Below are 16,596 nucleotides of genomic sequence, written 5' to 3' on the forward strand. Positions count from 1 at the left end.
ACCGGGGATACCCCCGAAGGGCCGTTCCAAGGGTGCTCGGGGATGTCCCGGAGGGGATTCCACCCGTACGGGCCTGCCGGGGCCACCGACAGCCCCCGACAGCGCGGAACCCGGACGAATCGGACCCTAGCGTGTGGGGTGAGGCGTCGGCCGACAGGGCGCCCGGTCCGAGACTCCGAGACTCCGAGAGAGAGCGCCGATGATCGAGGCACGGAAGCTGACCAAGCGGTACGGGGAGAAGACGGCCGTGGACGGCCTGGACTTCGTGGTGAAGCCGGGCAGCGTCACCGGGTTCCTCGGCCCCAACGGCGCGGGCAAGTCCACCACCATGCGGATGGTCGTCGGCCTCGACGCCCCGACCAGTGGCACGGTCACCGTCAACGGCCGCCGCTACGCCCGGCACCGGGCGCCGCTCCAGGAGGTCGGGGCGCTGCTGGAGGCCAAGTCGGTGCACCCCGGCCGCTCGGCCCACCAGCACCTGCGGGCGCTCGCGCTGACCCACGGCATCCCGCGCCGCCGGGTGGACGAGGTGGTGGAGCTGGCCGGGCTCGGCAGCGTCGCCCACAAGCGCGCCGGGGCGTTCTCGCTCGGCATGGGGCAGCGGCTCGGCATCGCGGCGGCCCTGCTCGGCGACCCCGAGACGGTCATGCTGGACGAGCCGGTCAACGGGCTCGACCCCGAGGGCGTCCTCTGGGTGCGCAACCTGCTGACCTCGCTCGCCGCCGAGGGCCGTACCGTCTTCGTCTCCTCGCACCTGATGAGCGAGGTGGCGCTGGTCGCGGAGCATCTCATCGTGGTCGGCCGGGGGCGGCTGCTGGCCGACACCACCGTGGCCGATCTGGTGCGCGAGGCGGGCGGCGGCACGGTGAAGGTCGCCACCGCCGACCCCGCCCGGCTGCGGGACCTGCTGGCCGGGCCGGACGTGGAGATCACCGGCCGGGCGGGTTCCGAGGAGCTGCGGGTCACCGGGCTGACGGCCCGCGAGATCGGGCTGCGGGCCGCCGAGCACGGGATCGCCCTCTTCGAACTCACCTCGCGCGAGGTGTCGTTGGAGCAGGCGTTCATGGATCTGACGCGGGAGTCGGTGGAGTACCAGGGGGGTGGGGCCGGAGGCGGTGCCGGGACGGACATCGCTGCCGGTGCCGGCGTCGGTCCCGTCGCCGGTGCGGAGCAGCAGGACCAGGCCACCACCGCCGGGAGGACCGTATGAGCACGCTCGCCACCACCGACAACGGGACCGGCGCGGACCCCGGACCGGGTGCCGGAACCTCTCCCACCCGGGCCGCCCGGCCCGACTACCGCGTGACGGGCCGCCGGGTGCTCGCCTCGGAGTGGGCCAAGCTGTGGTCGCTCCGCTCGACCTGGATCACCCTCACGCTCGGCCTGCTGTTCCTCGTCGCGTTCGGCGTCATCGCCGCGATCCGCTACAAGGCGCTGGCCGGATCACCGCGCATCGGCGGGGACTTCGCCGCCTCCACGGCGGTCAGCCTCTCCCTCTTCGGCGCCAACTTCGCCCAACTCGCCCTCGGTGTCCTGGGCGTGCTCATCACGGCGGGCGAGTACTCCACCGGCACGATCCGCTCGACGATGACCGCCGTACCGCGCCGACTGCCCGTCCTGTGGTCCAAGGCGGCGGTGTACGGGGTGGTCGCGCTGGTCGTCGGCCTGGTGGGCGCGTTCGTGGCGTTCCTGATCGGCGGCGGCCTGCTCGCGGGCACCCCGGCCGCGCTGGGACTCGGGCACGCGGGCGTCCTCCGCAGCCTGCTGGGCGCGGGGCTGTACCTCGGGCTGGTCGGCGTGGTCGGTATCGCGCTGGGTGCGCTGCTGCGGTCGGTGGCGGGCGCGGTCGCCGTACTGATCGCCGCCCTCATGCTGATTCCGGGGCTCGCCACGCTGCTCCCCACCTCCTGGCAGGACAACGTGACTCCCTACCTGCCGAGCAACGCGGGGCACGCGATGTTCGCCCTGACCCAGGACCCGACGACGCTGTCCCCGCTGACGGGGTTGCTGGTGTTCGTGGGGTGGACGGTGCTGGTGCTGGCGGGGGCGGGGTACCGGATGGTGCGGAGTGACGTGTGAGGGCGTAAGGGCGTGAGGTCTTGGGGGGCGGCCGGGCGGTGGAGAACCGCCCGGCCGCTTTCCGTACGAGGTGAGGACGGGCGTGGCTCAGTAGCGCAGGGCCGAGCCGATGGTCGCGGTGACGTCGCCGGAGAGTTTGCGGTTGCTGGTGGCGGTGGCCTCGCCGGTGGCGCCCGCGGCTACGTCCTTGACGGTCACGACGGCCACGTCCAGCAGATTGCCGCTCCGGTCACGGAAGTTGACCTGTACGGCGAAGGTCTTGCCGGAGTCGGCGGTGTTCTTGGCGGTCACCTTGACGGCGGCGCGGTCGCCGCTGGTCGTGGGGGTGCCGAGGGACACGTCCTTCTTGGCGTCCACCCCGCCCTTGACCGAGTCCAGCTTCCGCTTCGCCTCCGCGGTGGCCGAGGACAGCGCCTCGGTGCCGCGCGAGGCGAGGGAGGCGGCGGCGGAGGCGGCCTTGCTCGCGTTGCCGGAGGCACCGTCGCCCGAGTCGTCGGAGCACGCCACCGCACCGGCCCCGACGAGGGCGGCCAGCACCACACCGGCCGTACCCCGTGCCCAGTTCCGTCGTCCCATCGCTTTCCTCCCGTTGCCGAGGTCGTCCTGCTTCTCCCAGTAAGGGGTTCCCGGAGGTGGGGCGCACGCCGGGGGCCCGTTCCGGCCAGGAAGGGAGCGGAAACCCGTAGGGGCGGGCCGCGGGCGGCCGTGGGGGAGCGGGCCGTAAACGGTCGGCGGGCCGGGTTCACCCGAATGGAGTCATCGGGGCCGGGTGGCGGCTGCTCGCCGGGCGAGGACGGGGAGGGCGTCGGATAGTGGGACTGACAGTGGCACTTGGACGGAGAGTGCCGTTCCGCCCGGCCCAGGAGGCTCGATGCGGCTCACACGGTCCCTGACCGCGCTCACCGGCGCCGCGGTGCTCGGTATCGCGCTGACCGCCTGCCAGGACCAGGCGTCCGGCACGGTCTCGGGCTACGCCGGCACCCGGCTGGTGGAGACCCTGTCGAACCCCTCGATCGGCGGGTGCCACCGGTTCACCGAGCCGATCAGCCGGGTGGAGAACTGGACGCAGAGCAACCTGCTGATGTTCACCACCCCGGACTGCAAGGTCCCGCCGGGCGGGGCGAGCGCGTACGTGAGCATCCAGTCGGCGAACGAGGCGGTGCCGACGGGGTTGTGGCACAGCTTCTCGTTCGCACCGGAGTGAGAACGCGGTCTCCGAGGGCGGGCCGGGGCGGGCCGGGCCGGGTGTGCCGGGTGCGGCGCTACTCCTCGATGCCGTCGTCGCTGCGGAAGCGGCGCCAGATGTGGGTGCGGTGGAGGACGTAGAGGGCGACGACGAGGACGCCCACCTGGAGGCCGACGGCGAGCAGCCAGAAGAGGACCCTGCTCTGGATGACGTCGGTGAGGTAGGTGAAGTTCATGCCGAAGTAGCCGGTGAGGAACGACAGCGGCAGGAAGATCGTGGAGACGATGGCGAGGCGGTTGATGACGCCGTTCTGCTCACCGGCCACGAGTGAGGAGTACCCGGCGAAGGCGCGGCGGGTGGCTTCCTGGAGCGCCTCGATGTCGTTGAGGGCGAGCCGTCCCGTGTGCTGGAACTCCTGTACCAGGCGCAGGCGTTCCTCGGGGAAGTCGCGGTTGACCATACGGCGCCCGAACATCTCTTCGGTGGCCTGGAGGTAGGGCAGCAGGAAGCGGTGCAGGACGGCCGCGCGGCGGCGCAGCCGGGTGAGCCGGTAGATCTGCTCGGGCCGTCGCCGCTCGAACATGGCGTCCTCCAGGTCCTCCACCTGGAGCAGGTACTTGGTCGCCTCCCGCCGGAAGGTGTCCAGTGCCTCCTGGAGCAGCAGGAACAGCATGGCGGGCGTGTCGGCGGGGTTCTCCGCCTCCAGCCGTTCGATGACGGCGCGCAGCGACCTGGCCGGGCCCCGGTGCAGCGCGACGATGTGCCGTTCGGTGGCCAGCATGTGCACGTGCGACACGTGCCCCTTCTCCACCACGGGCACCACGAACCCCGCGCTGTGCCCGACGTAGTCCGCCCGCGCCGGTTCCTCCGTCCGCCCGAACCACTTCGGCGACTCGTGCTCCAGCCCCAGCTCCTTGACGACCGGCCGCGCGTCGGCGGACGGCTCGTCCCCCACATGCACGTCCACCAGCAGGAAGTCCGACTCCGCCAGCCTCCTCCGGGCCTCCGCCGCGCTCGCCCGAGCCACCGTCGCCCCCGGCATCCCCACCACCGAAACGATCATCACCCTCACCGCCCATTCCGGAACCCACGCACTTCTCGCTACCCACTCCCACCCCACGCGTAGCACCCCGGACAACCCAATGGACCCCACGGACCCGCACCTCGGCACGGCTGACAGGGGTACGGGCCCACCGCCCTCCGACGCCCACGCGCGCGGGGAGCGCGGGCGTGGTCAGGTCAGGGAGGGGCGGGAGGGGTGGGAGCGAGGCGTCCCTACGGCCACACCAGGCAATAAGCCTGATGCCCCGCCTCGTGCAGCCGGTGGCTGAAGTCCTGCCACTCGTGCAGCAGCCGGTACACGTTGAAGGCGTCCCGGGGACCGCCCCGGTCCGGGACGGTGGACCAGATGAAGGCCGCCGCGCCCACGGCTTCCTCGCCGATGCCGCGCAGAGGGTCCACGACCGTCATGGGGAGCTTGACGACCGCGTAGTCCGGGTGGAGGACGACCAGTTCGAGCGGGGGAACCTTGTGCAGGGGGACGCCTTCGATGCCGGTGAGGACCATCGCGGCCATCGTCTCGGGCTTGATGTTGGTGAACATGCCGTTCATGCCCAGCTCGTCGCCGCCGAGTTCCTCGGGACGCATGGAGATGGGGACGCGGGCCGCTGTGGCGCCGTCCGGCGCGCCGAAGTATTTGTAGGTCACCCCCACCCGACCACCATTCCCGCTCGCCGCCCGCAGGCGGTCGCCCCGGTGCTCCGGCCGTCGTGCCGAGCGCCGTCCGGCCGGGCGTTCCGGCTGCCGGTCGTACCGCTCGGGCTCGACGGCCGAGCCGCCCGGTGCACCTTGTACGCCGTGTGCGCCCTGCACACCCGTCGCACCCGCACCCGCGCCAGTGACGCCCTGGCTCCGCTTGCCGTCGGACTGCCGTACCTCGGACACCTCCGGCAGCTCGGACAGTCCCGGCAGCTCCTGCGGGGCCGGACGCGTCTCGGGTCCACTCCTGGAAGCCTCGCCCCGCGCGACCTCGCCCCGGGACACCTCGCGGGAACTCTCCCGAGCCCCCTCCGTCTCCTCCGCCTCGCGCCGGTGCTTGCCACGCCGGGCACGTCGAGGACCCAGGTCGTCAGTCCCCTCGCCCAGTCCGCCACCGCGATGCATATCTCCACCCGACTGCTTTGCTGGGGCGCGTGACCCCCGCCGCGCAACCCGATCATCGTGTCAGTGACCTCCCCCACGGCCGTCCGCCGAAACGTACGGCGGAACAACCGGCGGAACAACACTGTCCGGTCTCCGATCCCCGGCCGGCGGTCCCCGGCCACCGGTCCCACATCCATACGTGCCGCACCGGCCGTGCGTATCACCGCTCAGTCTCGCAGATGCCGGACCGGCCCGGCCGGGAGTGAAGACCGAGGCCGACGGCCCGGCGGGCGGCGCTCGGCCTACCCTGAGGAGGTCACCCCGCACACCGGAGTCCCAGAAGCCGGAGAAACCGCACGTCATGAGCGCTCAGAGCGAACTGCCGTACCCCTATGAAGCGCCCGCCTCGCAGGCGCTGTTCGACCGTGCCTCCGTCGTCACGCCCGGCGGGGTGAACTCCCCGGTACGCGCCTTCCGCGCGGTCGGCGGCACGCCCCGGTTCATGGTCTCGGGCAACGGCCCGTACCTCCGGGACGCCGACGGCCGGGAGTACGTGGACCTCGTCTGCTCCTGGGGGCCGATGATCCTGGGCCACGCGCACCCCGAGGTGATCGCCGCCGTACAGGAGGCCGTGGCGCGCGGCACCTCCTTCGGCACGCCCGGTGAGGGCGAGGTCGCGCTCGCCGAGGAGATCGTCGCCCGCGTGGCGCCGGTGGAGCAGGTACGGCTGGTCAGCAGCGGCACCGAGGCCACCATGTCCGCCATCCGCCTCGCGCGCGGCTTCACCCGCCGTGCCAAGGTGATCAAGTTCGCCGGGTGCTACCACGGCCACGTGGACTCCCTGCTGGCCGCCGCCGGAAGCGGGGTCGCCACCTTCGCGCTCCCGGACACCCCCGGCGTCACCGGCGCCCAGGCGGGCGACACGATCGTGCTGCCGTACAACGACCTCGAAGCGGTGCAGGAGGCGTTCCACCGGTACCCCGGCGAGATCGCCTGCGTGATCACCGAGGCGTCGCCCGGCAACATGGGCGTCGTCCCGCCCGCCCCCGGCTTCAACCAGGGGCTGAAGGACAACTGCCGCAAGAACGGCGCCCTGTTCATCTCCGACGAGGTGATGACGGGCTTCCGCACCAGCCGCGCCGGGTGGTACGGCATCGACGGTGTCGCCCCCGACCTGATGACCTTCGGCAAGGTCATGGGCGGCGGCTTCCCGGCCGCCGCCTTCGGCGGGCGCGCCGACGTGATGGAGCACCTGGCCCCCGCCGGGCCCGTCTACCAGGCCGGGACCCTCTCCGGGAACCCGGTCGCCACCGCCGCCGGTCTCGCCCAGCTCCGGCTGCTCGACGACGCCGCGTACGAGAAGGTGGACGCGGTCTCCGAGCAGATCCGCACGCTGGTGTCGGAGGCGCTGGGCAAGGAGGGCGTGGCGCACCGGGTGCAGACCGCGTCCAACATGTTCTCGGTGTTCTTCGCCGACCGGCAGGTGCGGGACTACGAGGACGCCAAGCGGCAGGAGTCGTTCCGCTTCACCGCCTTCTTCCACTCGCTGCTGGCGAACGGCGTCTATCTGCCGCCGTCGTCCTTCGAGTCCTGGTTCGTGTCCACGGCCCACGACGAGCGGGCCATCCAGAAGATCGCCGACGCCCTCCCGGCGGCGGCCCGAGCCGCCGCGGAGGCCACGGCAGCATGAGCAGCAACGGCAGCACCACCCCTCACGACGACGGCGCCACCCCCGGCGACGGCAGCACCCCCCGCACCGGGTCCGAGCTGACCGTCGTCCATCTGATGCGACACGGCGAGGTCGCCAACCCCGAGGGCGTCCTGTACGGGCGGCTCCCCGGCTACCACCTCTCCGAGCTGGGCCGGGAGATGGCCGAGCGGGTCGCGGAGCACCTCGCGGGGCGGGACGTGGTCGAAGTCACCGCCTCCCCGCTGGAGCGGGCGCAGGAGACGGCCACCCCGATCGCCAAGGCGCACGGGCTCGACCTCGGCAGCGACGAGCGGCTGATCGAGGCGGACAACGTCTTCCAGGGCAAGACCTTCGGCGTCGGCGACGGCGCCCTGCGCAACCCGGACAACTGGAAGCACCTCACCAACCCGTTCCGGCCGTCCTGGGGCGAGCCGTACATCGACCAGGTGGTCCGGATGATGGGCGCGCTCAACGCGGCCAAGGACCGGGCGCGCGGCCACGAGGCGGTCCTCGTCAGCCACCAGCTGCCGATCTGGACCGTACGTTCGTACGTCGAGCGGCGGCGGCTGTGGCACGACCCGCGCAAGCGGCAGTGCACGCTCGCCTCCGTGACCTCGTTCACCTTCCAGGGCGACCGGATCGTCTCGGTGGGCTACTCCGAGCCCGCGATCGACCTGGTGCCCGCCCATCTGCGGGCCGGGGCGAAGCCGGTGGCCGGGAAGAGCAAGGCGTTCGGCGCCTGAGCCGCACCCGGAGCGGGTCGGGCGGACCCGACCCGCTCAACCGCCCCGTGCGCGACCGGAGTCGATCACTTCCTTCGCGTTTGTTGTGAAAAGAGTATGAAGTCAGGGAACTTTCCCGATCGTCGCGTCATCTGACGAGGTGACCATTCACCAGGCGCGACGAATCGGGGAACCCCATGCGCACCAACTCCCGCCCGCTGACCCGCCGGGGCATGATCGGCCTCGGCGCGGGCGCGGCGGCCGCCGCCGGGCTCGCCGGATGCGGGACGCTCACGTCCCCGGGTGCCGGGAAGCCGTCCGCCGGGGGCACCCGGACCGCCGCGGCCGGTACGGGACCGAGCGGCGGGAGCAGTGAGCGCCCGGCCCGGCTGATCGGGGACGGCTCCACCTCCTTCACCGGCGCCCAGCCGCACCAGCCGCCCCGGCCCGAGCCGCTGGAGCCCGGCCAGACCCCGCCCCAGTTCGTGGTCTTCTCCTGGGACGGCGCCGGTGAGGTCGGCAACGGGCTCTTCCCGCGCTTCCTGGACCTGGCCAAGGAGCACGGCGCGAGCATGACCTTCTTCCTCTCCGGGCTCTATCTGCTGCCCGAGTCCAAGAAGCGGCTGTACGACCCGCCGAACAACCCGCGCGGCGCCTCCGACATCGGCTACCTCACCGACGAGCACGTCAAGGCCACCCTCGCCAACGTGCACCGCGCCTGGCTGGAGGGGCACGAGATCGGCACCCACTTCAACGGGCACTTCTGCGGCGGCACCGGCACCGTCGGCAACTGGACCCCGGCGCAGTGGAAGAGCGAGATCGCGCAGGCCAAGGCGTTCGTCAAGGAGTGGCGCACCAACACCGGCTGGACCGACCTGCCCCCGCTCCCGTTCGACTACGACAAGGAGCTGACCGGCGGCCGTACGCCCTGTCTGCTCGGCCAGGACAAGCTGCTGCCCACCGCCCGCGAGCTGGGCTGGCGCTACGACGCCTCCTCGCCCGGCGGCCGACAGGTCTGGCCCACGAAGAAGCTCGGCGTCTGGGACCTCCCGCTCCAGCAGATACCTTTCCCCGGCCACTCGTTCGAGGTCCTGTCGATGGACTACAACATGCTCGCCAACCAGTCCGTGAACACCACCAAGGCGCCCGCGTACAACTACCCGCACTGGCGCCGCCAGTCGGCCGACGCCTACATATCCGGCTTCAAGCGGGCGTACGAGACGAACCGGGCGCCCTTCTTCGTCGGCAACCACTTCGAGCAGTGGAACGGCGGGATCTACATGGACTCCGTCGAGGAGGCGTTCCAGCACATCGCCGCCGAGAAGGAGAAGGGCGGGGACGTACGGCTCGTCTCCTTCAAGCAGTTCGTGGAGTGGATCGACGTCCAGGAGCCCGAGGTGCTGGACCGGCTGCGTACCCTGGACGTCGGGCAGCGCCCGGCGGGGGGCTGGAAGCGGTTCGGGCGGGACGGCTCCGGTCCGACGGGCGGCGCCACCGGCTCGGGCACCTCCGACGGTGCCTGAAATGCCCGGTGTGAATACCGCCTGAAATGGGGATTTCCGCCCGGCAGGGGGGCGGGGGAGATCCCCGGAACAGCCATGCGAAACTTTTCACATGAGTACCCGTAGCCGTGCCGCCCTGCTCGGTGCCGTGGCCGCCGCGGCGGCCCTGACCCTGTCCGCGTGCGGCAACGGCGGCACCTCCGGCGGGGGCGGCAACACCAACTTCGTCACCGGCAACGGCGGTATCGCCACCGTCGCCGCGGGCAAGCGCACGGCCGCCCCCGACCTCTCCGGCAAGACCCTCGACGGCAAGCCGCTGAACGTCGCCGACTTCAAGGGCCAGGTCGTCGTCCTCAACTTCTGGGGCTCCTGGTGCGGCCCGTGCCGCGCGGAGGCGGGCGCCTTCGCCAAGGTGGCCAAGGCGTACGACGGCAAGGGCGTCCAGTTCGTCGGCGTCAACACCCGCGACGCCAACACCACGCAGGCCATCGCCTTCGAGAAGGAACGCGGCGTCGGCTACCCGAGCCTGTACGACCCGACCGGCAGACTGATGCTCCGCTTCGGCAAGGGCACGCTGAACCCGCAGTTCGTGCCGTCCACGCTCATCCTCGACCAGCACGGCAGGATCGCCGCACGCGCCCTGGAACAGCTGGACGCGACCACGCTGACGGACATGATCAAGCCCGTCCTCGCGGGGAAGTGACGTGAGCGCCACCCTGACGCTCGCGGCGGCCCAGCACGTCCCCCTCACGCTCGCCGCCACCGGCACCAACCAGACCGTGCTCAGCGGCGCCCTGCTGCTCGCCCTGCCGGTCGCCGTGCTCGGCGGGCTCGTCTCCTTCTTCTCGCCCTGCGTGCTGCCGCTCGTCCCCGGCTACCTCTCCTACGTCACCGGGGTCGCCGGTACCGACCTGGCCGAGGCCCGCCGGGGCCGGATGGCGCTCGGCGCCGCCCTGTTCGTCCTCGGGTTCACCGCCGTGTTCGTCTCCGGCGGCGCCCTCTTCGGCTTCTTCGGCTCGACGCTGCTCGGCCACCGGGACACCCTGAGCAAGGTGCTCGGCGTCCTGATGATCGCGCTGGGGCTCTTCTTCATGGGCCTGCTGCCCCGGCTCACCCAGCGCGAGTTCCGGTTCCACCGCCGCCCGACCGCCGGGCTCGTCGGCGCGCCGCTGCTCGGCGCGCTGTTCGGCATCGGCTGGACGCCCTGCATCGGCCCGACCCTCGGCTCGGTCGTCGCACTGTCCTCCACCCAGGCCAGCGCCGGGCGGGGCGCGCTGCTGACCGTCGCCTACTGCGCGGGCCTCGGCATCCCGTTCGTCCTCACCGCCGTCGCCTTCCGCAAGGCGCTCGGCGCGTTCGGCTGGGTCAAGCGGCACTACGTCTGGGTCATGCGGCTCGGCGGCACCATGATGATCGTGACCGGCGTCCTGCTTCTCACCGGCGCGTGGGACAGTCTCGTGGGGTACGTCCAGGGCTGGTCCGCCGGCTTCACTGTGGGGATCTGATCAATGAGCGACACCGAAACCGACACGAGCCGGGAACCGGAGGAACTGAGCGCCGCGGGCTCCCAGCTCTCCACCGCCCCGCTGGAGGAGAGCGCGTCCGCGCCGCCCGGCCTGGGCGTCATCGGCTGGGCGCGCTGGTTCTGGCGGCAGCTCACCTCGATGCGGGTCGCGCTGCTGCTCCTGCTGCTGCTCTCGCTCGGCGCGATCCCCGGCTCGCTCATCCCGCAGACCGGCGCCGACATCAACAAGGTCGCCGACTTCCGCAAGGCGCACACCACCCTCGCGCCCCTCTACGACCGGCTCGGCCTGTTCCACGTCTACAGCTCGGTGTGGTTCTCCGCGATCTACATCCTGCTGTTCGTCTCCCTCATCGGCTGCATCGTCCCGCGCACCTGGCAGTTCGTCGGCCAGCTGCGCGGCCGTCCGCCCGGTGCCCCCAGGCGCCTCGACCGGCTGCCCGCGCACACCACCTGGCGCACCACCGCCGACCCCGAGCAGGTCCGCGAGGCCGCGCTCGCGCTGCTGAAGAGGCGCCGCTTCCGCGCGCACCCCGCCGGGGACGCCGTCGCCGCCGAGAAGGGCTATCTGCGCGAGGTGGGCAACCTCGCCTTCCACATCGCCCTGATCGTGCTGCTCGTCGCCTTCGCCTCCGGGCAGCTCTACAAGTCCGACGGCAACAAACTGATGGTCGAGGGCGACGGCTTCGCCAACGCCCTGCCGATGTACGACGACTTCAAGTCCGGGAGCCTCTTCCAGACCCAGGACCTGGTGCCGTTCAGCTTCGACCTGAAGAAGTTCACCGGCACCTACGAGACCAGCGGCCCCAACCGGGGCACCCCGCGCACCTACGAGGCGAAGATCACGTACAGGGTGGGCGCGTACGGCAAGGAGAAGGCGACCACCGTCAAGGTCAACGAGCCGCTGCGCATCGGCGACTCCAAGGTCTACCTGGTGAGCCACGGGTACGCCCCGGTCGTCACCGTCCGCGACGGCAGCGGCAAGGTCGTCTACCACGACGCCGTACCCCTGCTCCCGCTGGACGGGAACGTCACCTCCAACGGTGTCGTCAAGGTGATGGACGGCTACCGCGACGCGCGGGGCAAGGCCGACCAGCTCGGCTTCCAGGCGTTCTTCGTGCCCACCTTCGACCCCCGGGCCGGGACCATGCTGTCCCAGTTCCCCGCGCTGGTGAACCCGCTGCTCGCGGTGAACGCCTACCACGGCGACCTGGGTGTCAACTCCGGCCGCCCGCAGAGCGTGTACCAGCTGGACACCTCGCGGATGAAGCAGTTCAAGGACGCCAAGGGCCAGCAGCTGAAGAAGCTGCTGCGGCCCGGTGACACCCTGACGCTGCCCGACGGCGCCGGATCGCTCACCTTCGACAAGGACATCAAGCAGTGGGCCGGCTTCGAGATCGTCCAGGAGCCGGGCAGCGGCTGGGCGCTCGGCGGGGCCGTCGTCGCCATCCTCGGGCTCGCCGCCTCGCTGTTCATCCAGCGCCGCCGCGTCTGGGTGCGGGCGGTCACCGGCCCGGACGGCGTCACCGTCGTGGAGATGGCCGGGCTCGGCCGCAGCGAGTCCGCGAAGGTCCCGGAAGAACTGGGCGACCTCGCCGCCCGCCTCTACGAACAGGCCCCCGGCGCCCCCGCCGAACCCGACCCCACCACCCGCGCCGTACCCGCCGAAGGGGCTGAGAAGTGACTCTCGCCGCCGCAACCGATCTCGCCGCCGCGACCAACGAGCACCTGGCGAACATCAGCAACACGCTGATCTACTCGTCGATGGCCGTCTACACGCTGGCCTTCTTCGCCCACATCCTGGAGTGGCTGTTCGGCAGCCGCAGCAAGGTCGCCCGCACCGCCGCCGCGCTCACCGCGGGCGGCAGCCGTCCGGCGGCCAAGGGCGCGCCCGCTGTCACCGTCCAGCAGGGCGGCTCGACCACCGTGCTGGAGCGCCCGCAGGTCGTGGTCCGCGCGGCGGCCGGTGCGCGGGACGTCCCGGACGGCCCCGGCGCCCACGGCGGCGACGTGCAGGGCGACCTGTTCGGCCGGGTCGCGGTCTCCCTCACCGTGCTGGCGTTCCTGGTGGAGCTGGCCGGTGTCGCCGCCCGCGCGGCCTCCGTGCAGCGCGCCCCCTGGGGCAACATGTACGAGTTCAACATCACCTTCTCCACGGTCGCCGTCGCCGTGTACCTCACGCTGCTGGCCCTGAAGAAGAACGTCCGCTGGCTCGGCCTGTTCCTGGTCACCACCGTGCTGCTCGACCTCGGCCTCGCGGTCACCGTGCTCTACACCGCCAGCGACCAGCTCGTCCCGGCCCTGCACTCGTACTGGCTGTACATCCACGTCTCCACCGCGATCTTCTGCGGCGCGGTCTTCTACGTCGGCGCGGTCGCCACGATCCTGTACCTCTTCAAGGACTCCTACGAGGCGAAGCTCCAGGCGGGCGGCAAGCCCGGCACCTTCGCCACCTCCGTGCTGGAGCGGCTGCCCGCCTCCGCCTCGCTGGACAAGTTCGCCTACCGGGTCAACGCGGCCGTCTTCCCGCTGTGGACGTTCACGATCATCGCGGGCGCCATCTGGGCGGGCGACGCGTGGGGCCGGTACTGGAACTGGGACCCCAAGGAGACCTGGTCCTTCATCACCTGGGTCGCCTACGCCTGCTACCTGCACGCCCGCGCCACCGCCGGGTGGAAGGGCCGCAAGGCCGCCTACCTGGCGATGCTCGCCTTCGCCTGCTGGCTGTTCAACTACTACGGCGTCAACATCTTCGTCACCGGCAAGCACTCGTACGCGGGCGTCTGAACCCCGCCTTTGGGACACTGGGCCCATGAGCGGAGCCATCGAGCACTTCGGTCGGGAGAACCGGGCGGGCGGCGGCGGGGACGGGGACGCGCCCGGCAGCGCGCACCTGCTGCACTTCCTGGTGCGGCTGCCCCGCCGCATGGAGGAGGTCTGGGCGGCGGTGTCCACCGCCGAGGGGCTCGGGGAGTGGTTCGCCGCCGTGGACGTCCTCGAACCCCGCCTCGACGGCCTGATCGCGCTGCGCGGTCTCGGCTCGGGGCGGGTCACCGCCTGGGACGTGGACCGCGTCGCCGAGTACACCCTCGACGACGACCGCGCCGGAAAGCTCCGCTTCCACCTGGAACGCGACGGCGACACCGGCAGCGTGCTCCGCTTCACCCACGAGTTCCGGGGCGAGGGCGGCGGCACCGAGGCCGCCTGGCGCATCCGCTTCGAGGACCTCGTCGCCGTACTCGAACGGCCGTAGCGGCTCCGGTCTCCCCGGCCCCGCCCGTCCCCGCCCCGCCGGGTGCGCTACCCGGCCGCCGTCGCCGTCATCAGGTCCCGCAGCCGCTCCACGTAGAGCCGCATGTTCTTCGCGGCCACGTCGGTGTCCGGGTAGCGGCTGGCCAGCCAGAGGCCGTCGTTCAGCCGGGTCACCCACACGCACACCTGGTCGCCGTACGACACCCGCAGCAGGGCGTGCGCGCGCTGCGCGGCCCAGTCGGCGGCACCGGGGACCCCGCGCGCGTCCACGTACGACACGATCGAGTACAGGTCCGGCGAGGTGGGCGCGAAGTCGGCGCCGAGCAGGGACAGCACGCGGGCGATCGGCATCCGGGCCAGCGGGCGGGCGGCCTGGAGCTCGGCGCGCACCGCGCGCAGCGCGCTCGGCAGGTCCGGGGTCCCCGCCACCGGCACCTCGATCGGCGCCCCGCCCACGAACCAGCCCACCGCCTCCGTCCACCGCGTCTTCATCCGGGTGTGGAACGGCACGACCGTCCGGTACACCGACTGCCCGCCCAGCTCGTGCACGACCAGCCCGGTCGCCGCCAGCAGCCCGACCAGGCTGCCGCCGTACGCCCTGCAGTACGTCTCGAACGCGGCGGCCGTGTCCGCGTCCACCAGGGGCTCGCAGATCATCCGCTGCGGGGGCAGCGGGCCGCCGCCCGCCGGGTCCAGTCCCAGGTCCACCGGGAACGAGGGCAGGGTGCCGCCGCAGCGGCGGATGAACTCCCGCCAGCGGGCGACCACTTGGTGCCCGTCGTCGGCGCGGTCCGCGTCCGCGCGCTCCAGCTCGCAGAAGTCGATGTAGCTCGCCGCCGGGGTGCGCACCACCGCGCCGCGCCCCTCCACGCCCGCCGTGTACAGCTCCGTGATCTCGGCGGGGATGCCGTGCAGGGAGTACGCGTCCACGTTGCTGTGGTCGAAGCCCATGCACACGGTGACCGAGTCGTCCCGGACCACCGCCGTGTAGATCAGGTTCGGCCAGCGCAGCGCGTCCGCCACGGTGTCGAAACGGTCCTGGAGGTACGCGGTCAGCGTCTCCGGGTCGGTGAACTCGCCCGCCTCCTCCCGGCGCAGCGACACGTCCTCCGCGTCCAGCGTGAACCTGCGCAGCTCCTCGCCCGCCCAGCGGAAGCCGCTGCGCAGCGTCTCGTGGCGCACCGTCCACTCCAGCAGGGCCCGTTGCAGCACGTCCAGATCGACCGGGCCGGGCAGGTCGAAGACCGTACCCAGCCACGTCGGCACGAACAGGCCGCCCTCGCGGACGGCCCGGGCCGTCCGGATGTGCGACTCCTGGATGTAGGCCGGTGGGCGGGTGTCCTCCGGCAGGCCGTGCGCCCGCTCGACCGTGGCCGGGCTCAGCGTCCACTCCACGAGTCGTCCCGGTCGCATTCCGCACCGCTGGATGTCACTGATTCGCACGGGTCTCCGATCACCGAAGAGGTCCTTCTTTTGCGGGCCTCTCCTGCAAGGCAATGCCGTTCAGCGTGAGCGGGACATGCGTCTTGGGCGCATTTCAGCGGAACGTGTGGTGGGGCGAACGGGGAAGTGAATTACGGCGGGTCAGGTTCTGGCGCGGGGTCGTCCCCGGGCGCGGGCCCGCCGCGGCTCGTCGCGCGGCTTCCCGGTCGGGGCGCCTACGCGCCGATGTCCTCGTTCCACAGGGCCGGGTGGGCGGTGACGAAGTCGCGCATCAGCGAGACGCACTCCCGGTCGTCCAGCAGGACGATCTCCACACCGTGTTCCGCGAGCCAGTCGTGGCCGCCCCGGAAGGTGGTCGCCTCGCCGATGACGACGCGGGAGATGCCGAACTGGCGGACGAGGCCGCTGCAGTACCAGCAGGGGGAGAGGGTGGTGACCATCGTCGTACCCCGGTAGGCGCGCAGGCGACCGGCGGCGCGGAAGGCGGCCGTCTCCGCGTGCAGGGAGGGGTCACCGTCCTGGACACGGCGGTTGTGGCCCCGGCCGAGGAGGGTGCCGTCGGGGCCGTAGAGCGCGGCGCCGATCGGGATGCCGCCCTCGGCGAGCCCGGCGCGCGCTTCGGCGAGGGCGACGGGCAGGAGGGTACGTGCCTGGGCCTCGTCCATCACTTCCCCCTCAGTCCTCGTCCTTCTTCAACGACCGCAGGAACTCCGGATTGTCGTCCGGCGCCACCCAGCCCGCCGTGCGGCGCCGGGGCGCGAAGGGCGACGTGCCGCTCGCCGGGCTCCGCCTCTTCCCCGCGATCAGCCACGCCACCGGCCCGACCAGCACCTCCCCGAACAGCAGGATCACGATCACCCACACCACCTTCGGCAGATGGCGCACCTCGTGCGCCGGGGTGTTCAGGCAGTCCACGAAGGCGTAGATCCACAGGGCCAGGACCAGGAGGAGGGGGAGATACCTGAGCATGACCGAGTGGACTCCCGGAGAGCTGGGCGGCTGGGGCGGCCAGGCTATCGGGTGGCGCCCCGCGCCGGGCCCGATCGTGTGCCCCGGCG

The 16,596-nt window shown here is 72.0% G+C and carries 16 protein-coding genes and 1 pseudogene; 11 read left to right on the forward strand and 6 right to left on the reverse strand.

Annotated elements, in window-relative coordinates; translation table 11 throughout:
- Positions 1-199 precede the first annotated feature (199 nt).
- Entirely contained in the window at positions 200-1,210 is a 1,011-nt protein-coding gene (locus tag KUM39_RS11550; RefSeq protein ID WP_217785456.1) for an ATP-binding cassette domain-containing protein, read from the forward strand.
- Positions 1,207-2,079: an ABC transporter permease gene (locus tag KUM39_RS11555; RefSeq protein ID WP_217785457.1), complete on the forward strand. Its 873-nt coding sequence runs from the start codon at positions 1,207-1,209 to the stop codon at positions 2,077-2,079. Before KUM39_RS11550 ends, KUM39_RS11555 begins: the two co-directional genes overlap by 4 nt.
- 87 nt (positions 2,080-2,166) lie before the next feature.
- Here the strand turns inward: KUM39_RS11555 and KUM39_RS11560 are convergent, their stop codons facing one another.
- Positions 2,167-2,655 (reverse strand): hypothetical protein, encoded by a 489-nt coding sequence (locus KUM39_RS11560; protein ID WP_217785458.1) that lies wholly within the window; start codon positions 2,653-2,655, stop codon positions 2,167-2,169.
- Positions 2,656-2,950: 295 nt separating this feature from the next.
- Between KUM39_RS11560 and KUM39_RS11565 the strand changes: the two genes are divergently transcribed.
- Positions 2,951-3,283: a hypothetical protein gene (locus tag KUM39_RS11565; protein WP_217785459.1), complete on the forward strand. Its 333-nt coding sequence runs from the start codon at positions 2,951-2,953 to the stop codon at positions 3,281-3,283.
- Between the two features lie 58 nt (positions 3,284-3,341).
- Here KUM39_RS11565 and KUM39_RS11570 read toward each other — a convergent pair whose 3' ends face one another.
- Positions 3,342-4,328, reverse strand: coding sequence for a CorA family divalent cation transporter (locus tag KUM39_RS11570; RefSeq protein WP_217785460.1), 987 nt, complete (start codon positions 4,326-4,328; stop codon positions 3,342-3,344).
- A gap of 212 nt (positions 4,329-4,540) precedes the next feature.
- Positions 4,541-4,978 (reverse strand): hypothetical protein, encoded by a 438-nt coding sequence (locus KUM39_RS11575; protein ID WP_217785528.1) that lies wholly within the window; start codon positions 4,976-4,978, stop codon positions 4,541-4,543.
- A 790-nt stretch (positions 4,979-5,768) separates the two neighbouring features.
- Between KUM39_RS11575 and hemL the strand changes: the two genes are divergently transcribed.
- The 8 genes from hemL to KUM39_RS11615 all read left to right on the forward strand — a co-directional run bounded on the left by hemL (position 5,769) and on the right by KUM39_RS11615 (position 14,096).
- Entirely contained in the window at positions 5,769-7,097 is a 1,329-nt protein-coding gene (gene hemL, locus KUM39_RS11580) for a glutamate-1-semialdehyde 2,1-aminomutase (protein WP_217785461.1), read from the forward strand.
- Positions 7,098-7,192: 95 nt separating this feature from the next.
- The gene (locus KUM39_RS11585; RefSeq protein WP_246619977.1) at positions 7,193-7,840 is read left to right on the forward strand and encodes a histidine phosphatase family protein; all 648 of its coding nucleotides are present in this window, start codon (positions 7,193-7,195) and stop codon (positions 7,838-7,840) included.
- Between the two features lie 176 nt (positions 7,841-8,016).
- The gene (locus KUM39_RS11590; protein ID WP_217785463.1) at positions 8,017-9,342 is read left to right on the forward strand and encodes a polysaccharide deacetylase family protein; all 1,326 of its coding nucleotides are present in this window, start codon (positions 8,017-8,019) and stop codon (positions 9,340-9,342) included.
- Between the two features lie 91 nt (positions 9,343-9,433).
- Positions 9,434-10,024, forward strand: coding sequence for a TlpA family protein disulfide reductase (locus KUM39_RS11595; protein ID WP_217785464.1), 591 nt, complete (start codon positions 9,434-9,436; stop codon positions 10,022-10,024).
- Between the two features lies 1 nt (position 10,025).
- Positions 10,026-10,826, forward strand: a complete 801-nt coding sequence (locus tag KUM39_RS11600; protein ID WP_308288107.1) for a cytochrome c biogenesis CcdA family protein — start codon at positions 10,026-10,028, stop codon at positions 10,824-10,826.
- 3 nt (positions 10,827-10,829) lie between these two features.
- A complete protein-coding gene (gene resB / locus KUM39_RS11605; protein WP_217785465.1) occupies positions 10,830-12,527 on the forward strand; it encodes a cytochrome c biogenesis protein ResB in 1,698 nt (565 codons plus the stop codon).
- Positions 12,524-13,630, forward strand: coding sequence for a c-type cytochrome biogenesis protein CcsB (ccsB, locus tag KUM39_RS11610; RefSeq protein ID WP_217785466.1), 1,107 nt, complete (start codon positions 12,524-12,526; stop codon positions 13,628-13,630). The genes resB and ccsB overlap by 4 nt, the downstream gene beginning before the upstream one ends.
- A gap of 25 nt (positions 13,631-13,655) precedes the next feature.
- Positions 13,656-14,096 (forward strand): SRPBCC family protein, encoded by a 441-nt coding sequence (locus KUM39_RS11615; protein WP_246619963.1) that lies wholly within the window; start codon positions 13,656-13,658, stop codon positions 14,094-14,096.
- Between the two features lie 47 nt (positions 14,097-14,143).
- On the opposite strand, the gene KUM39_RS11620 is transcribed toward KUM39_RS11615, so the two are convergent.
- The 3 genes and pseudogenes from KUM39_RS11620 to KUM39_RS11630 all read right to left on the reverse strand — a co-directional run.
- The gene (locus tag KUM39_RS11620; protein ID WP_217785467.1) at positions 14,144-15,538 is read right to left on the reverse strand and encodes a condensation domain-containing protein; all 1,395 of its coding nucleotides are present in this window, start codon (positions 15,536-15,538) and stop codon (positions 14,144-14,146) included.
- Between the two features lie 215 nt (positions 15,539-15,753).
- Positions 15,754-16,203 carry a nucleoside deaminase gene (locus KUM39_RS11625; protein WP_217785468.1) on the reverse strand — a complete coding sequence of 150 codons (450 nt, stop codon included), beginning with the start codon at positions 16,201-16,203 and terminating at the stop codon, positions 15,754-15,756.
- A 19-nt stretch (positions 16,204-16,222) separates the two neighbouring features.
- Positions 16,223-16,507, reverse strand: a pseudogene (locus tag KUM39_RS11630) (PLD nuclease N-terminal domain-containing protein); the annotation flags it as partial.
- Between the last annotated feature and the right edge of the window lie 89 nt (positions 16,508-16,596).

The sequence above is a fragment of the Streptomyces corallincola genome (assembly GCF_019104725.1).
In the GTDB taxonomy this organism is placed as follows: domain Bacteria; phylum Actinomycetota; class Actinomycetes; order Streptomycetales; family Streptomycetaceae; genus Streptomyces; species Streptomyces corallincola.

What these genes read in the sequence shown, in the direction of transcription:
- KUM39_RS11550 (WP_217785456.1), top strand. Translation starts at nt 200, where the DNA reads ATGATCGAGGCACGGAAGCTGACCAAGCGGTACGGGGAGAAGACGGCC.
- KUM39_RS11555 (WP_217785457.1), top strand. Translation starts at nt 1,207, where the DNA reads ATGAGCACGCTCGCCACCACCGACAACGGGACCGGCGCGGACCCCGGA.
- KUM39_RS11560 (WP_217785458.1), bottom strand. Translation starts at nt 2,655, where the DNA reads ATGGGACGACGGAACTGGGCACGGGGTACGGCCGGTGTGGTGCTGGCC.
- KUM39_RS11565 (WP_217785459.1), top strand. Translation starts at nt 2,951, where the DNA reads ATGCGGCTCACACGGTCCCTGACCGCGCTCACCGGCGCCGCGGTGCTC.
- KUM39_RS11570 (WP_217785460.1), bottom strand. Translation starts at nt 4,328, where the DNA reads ATGATCGTTTCGGTGGTGGGGATGCCGGGGGCGACGGTGGCTCGGGCG.
- hemL (WP_217785461.1), top strand. Translation starts at nt 5,769, where the DNA reads ATGAGCGCTCAGAGCGAACTGCCGTACCCCTATGAAGCGCCCGCCTCG.
- KUM39_RS11585 (WP_246619977.1), top strand. Translation starts at nt 7,193, where the DNA reads ATGCGACACGGCGAGGTCGCCAACCCCGAGGGCGTCCTGTACGGGCGG.
- KUM39_RS11590 (WP_217785463.1), top strand. Translation starts at nt 8,017, where the DNA reads ATGCGCACCAACTCCCGCCCGCTGACCCGCCGGGGCATGATCGGCCTC.
- KUM39_RS11595 (WP_217785464.1), top strand. Translation starts at nt 9,434, where the DNA reads ATGAGTACCCGTAGCCGTGCCGCCCTGCTCGGTGCCGTGGCCGCCGCG.
- resB (WP_217785465.1), top strand. Translation starts at nt 10,830, where the DNA reads ATGAGCGACACCGAAACCGACACGAGCCGGGAACCGGAGGAACTGAGC.
- KUM39_RS11615 (WP_246619963.1), top strand. Translation starts at nt 13,656, where the DNA reads ATGAGCGGAGCCATCGAGCACTTCGGTCGGGAGAACCGGGCGGGCGGC.
- KUM39_RS11625 (WP_217785468.1), bottom strand. Translation starts at nt 16,203, where the DNA reads ATGGACGAGGCCCAGGCACGTACCCTCCTGCCCGTCGCCCTCGCCGAA.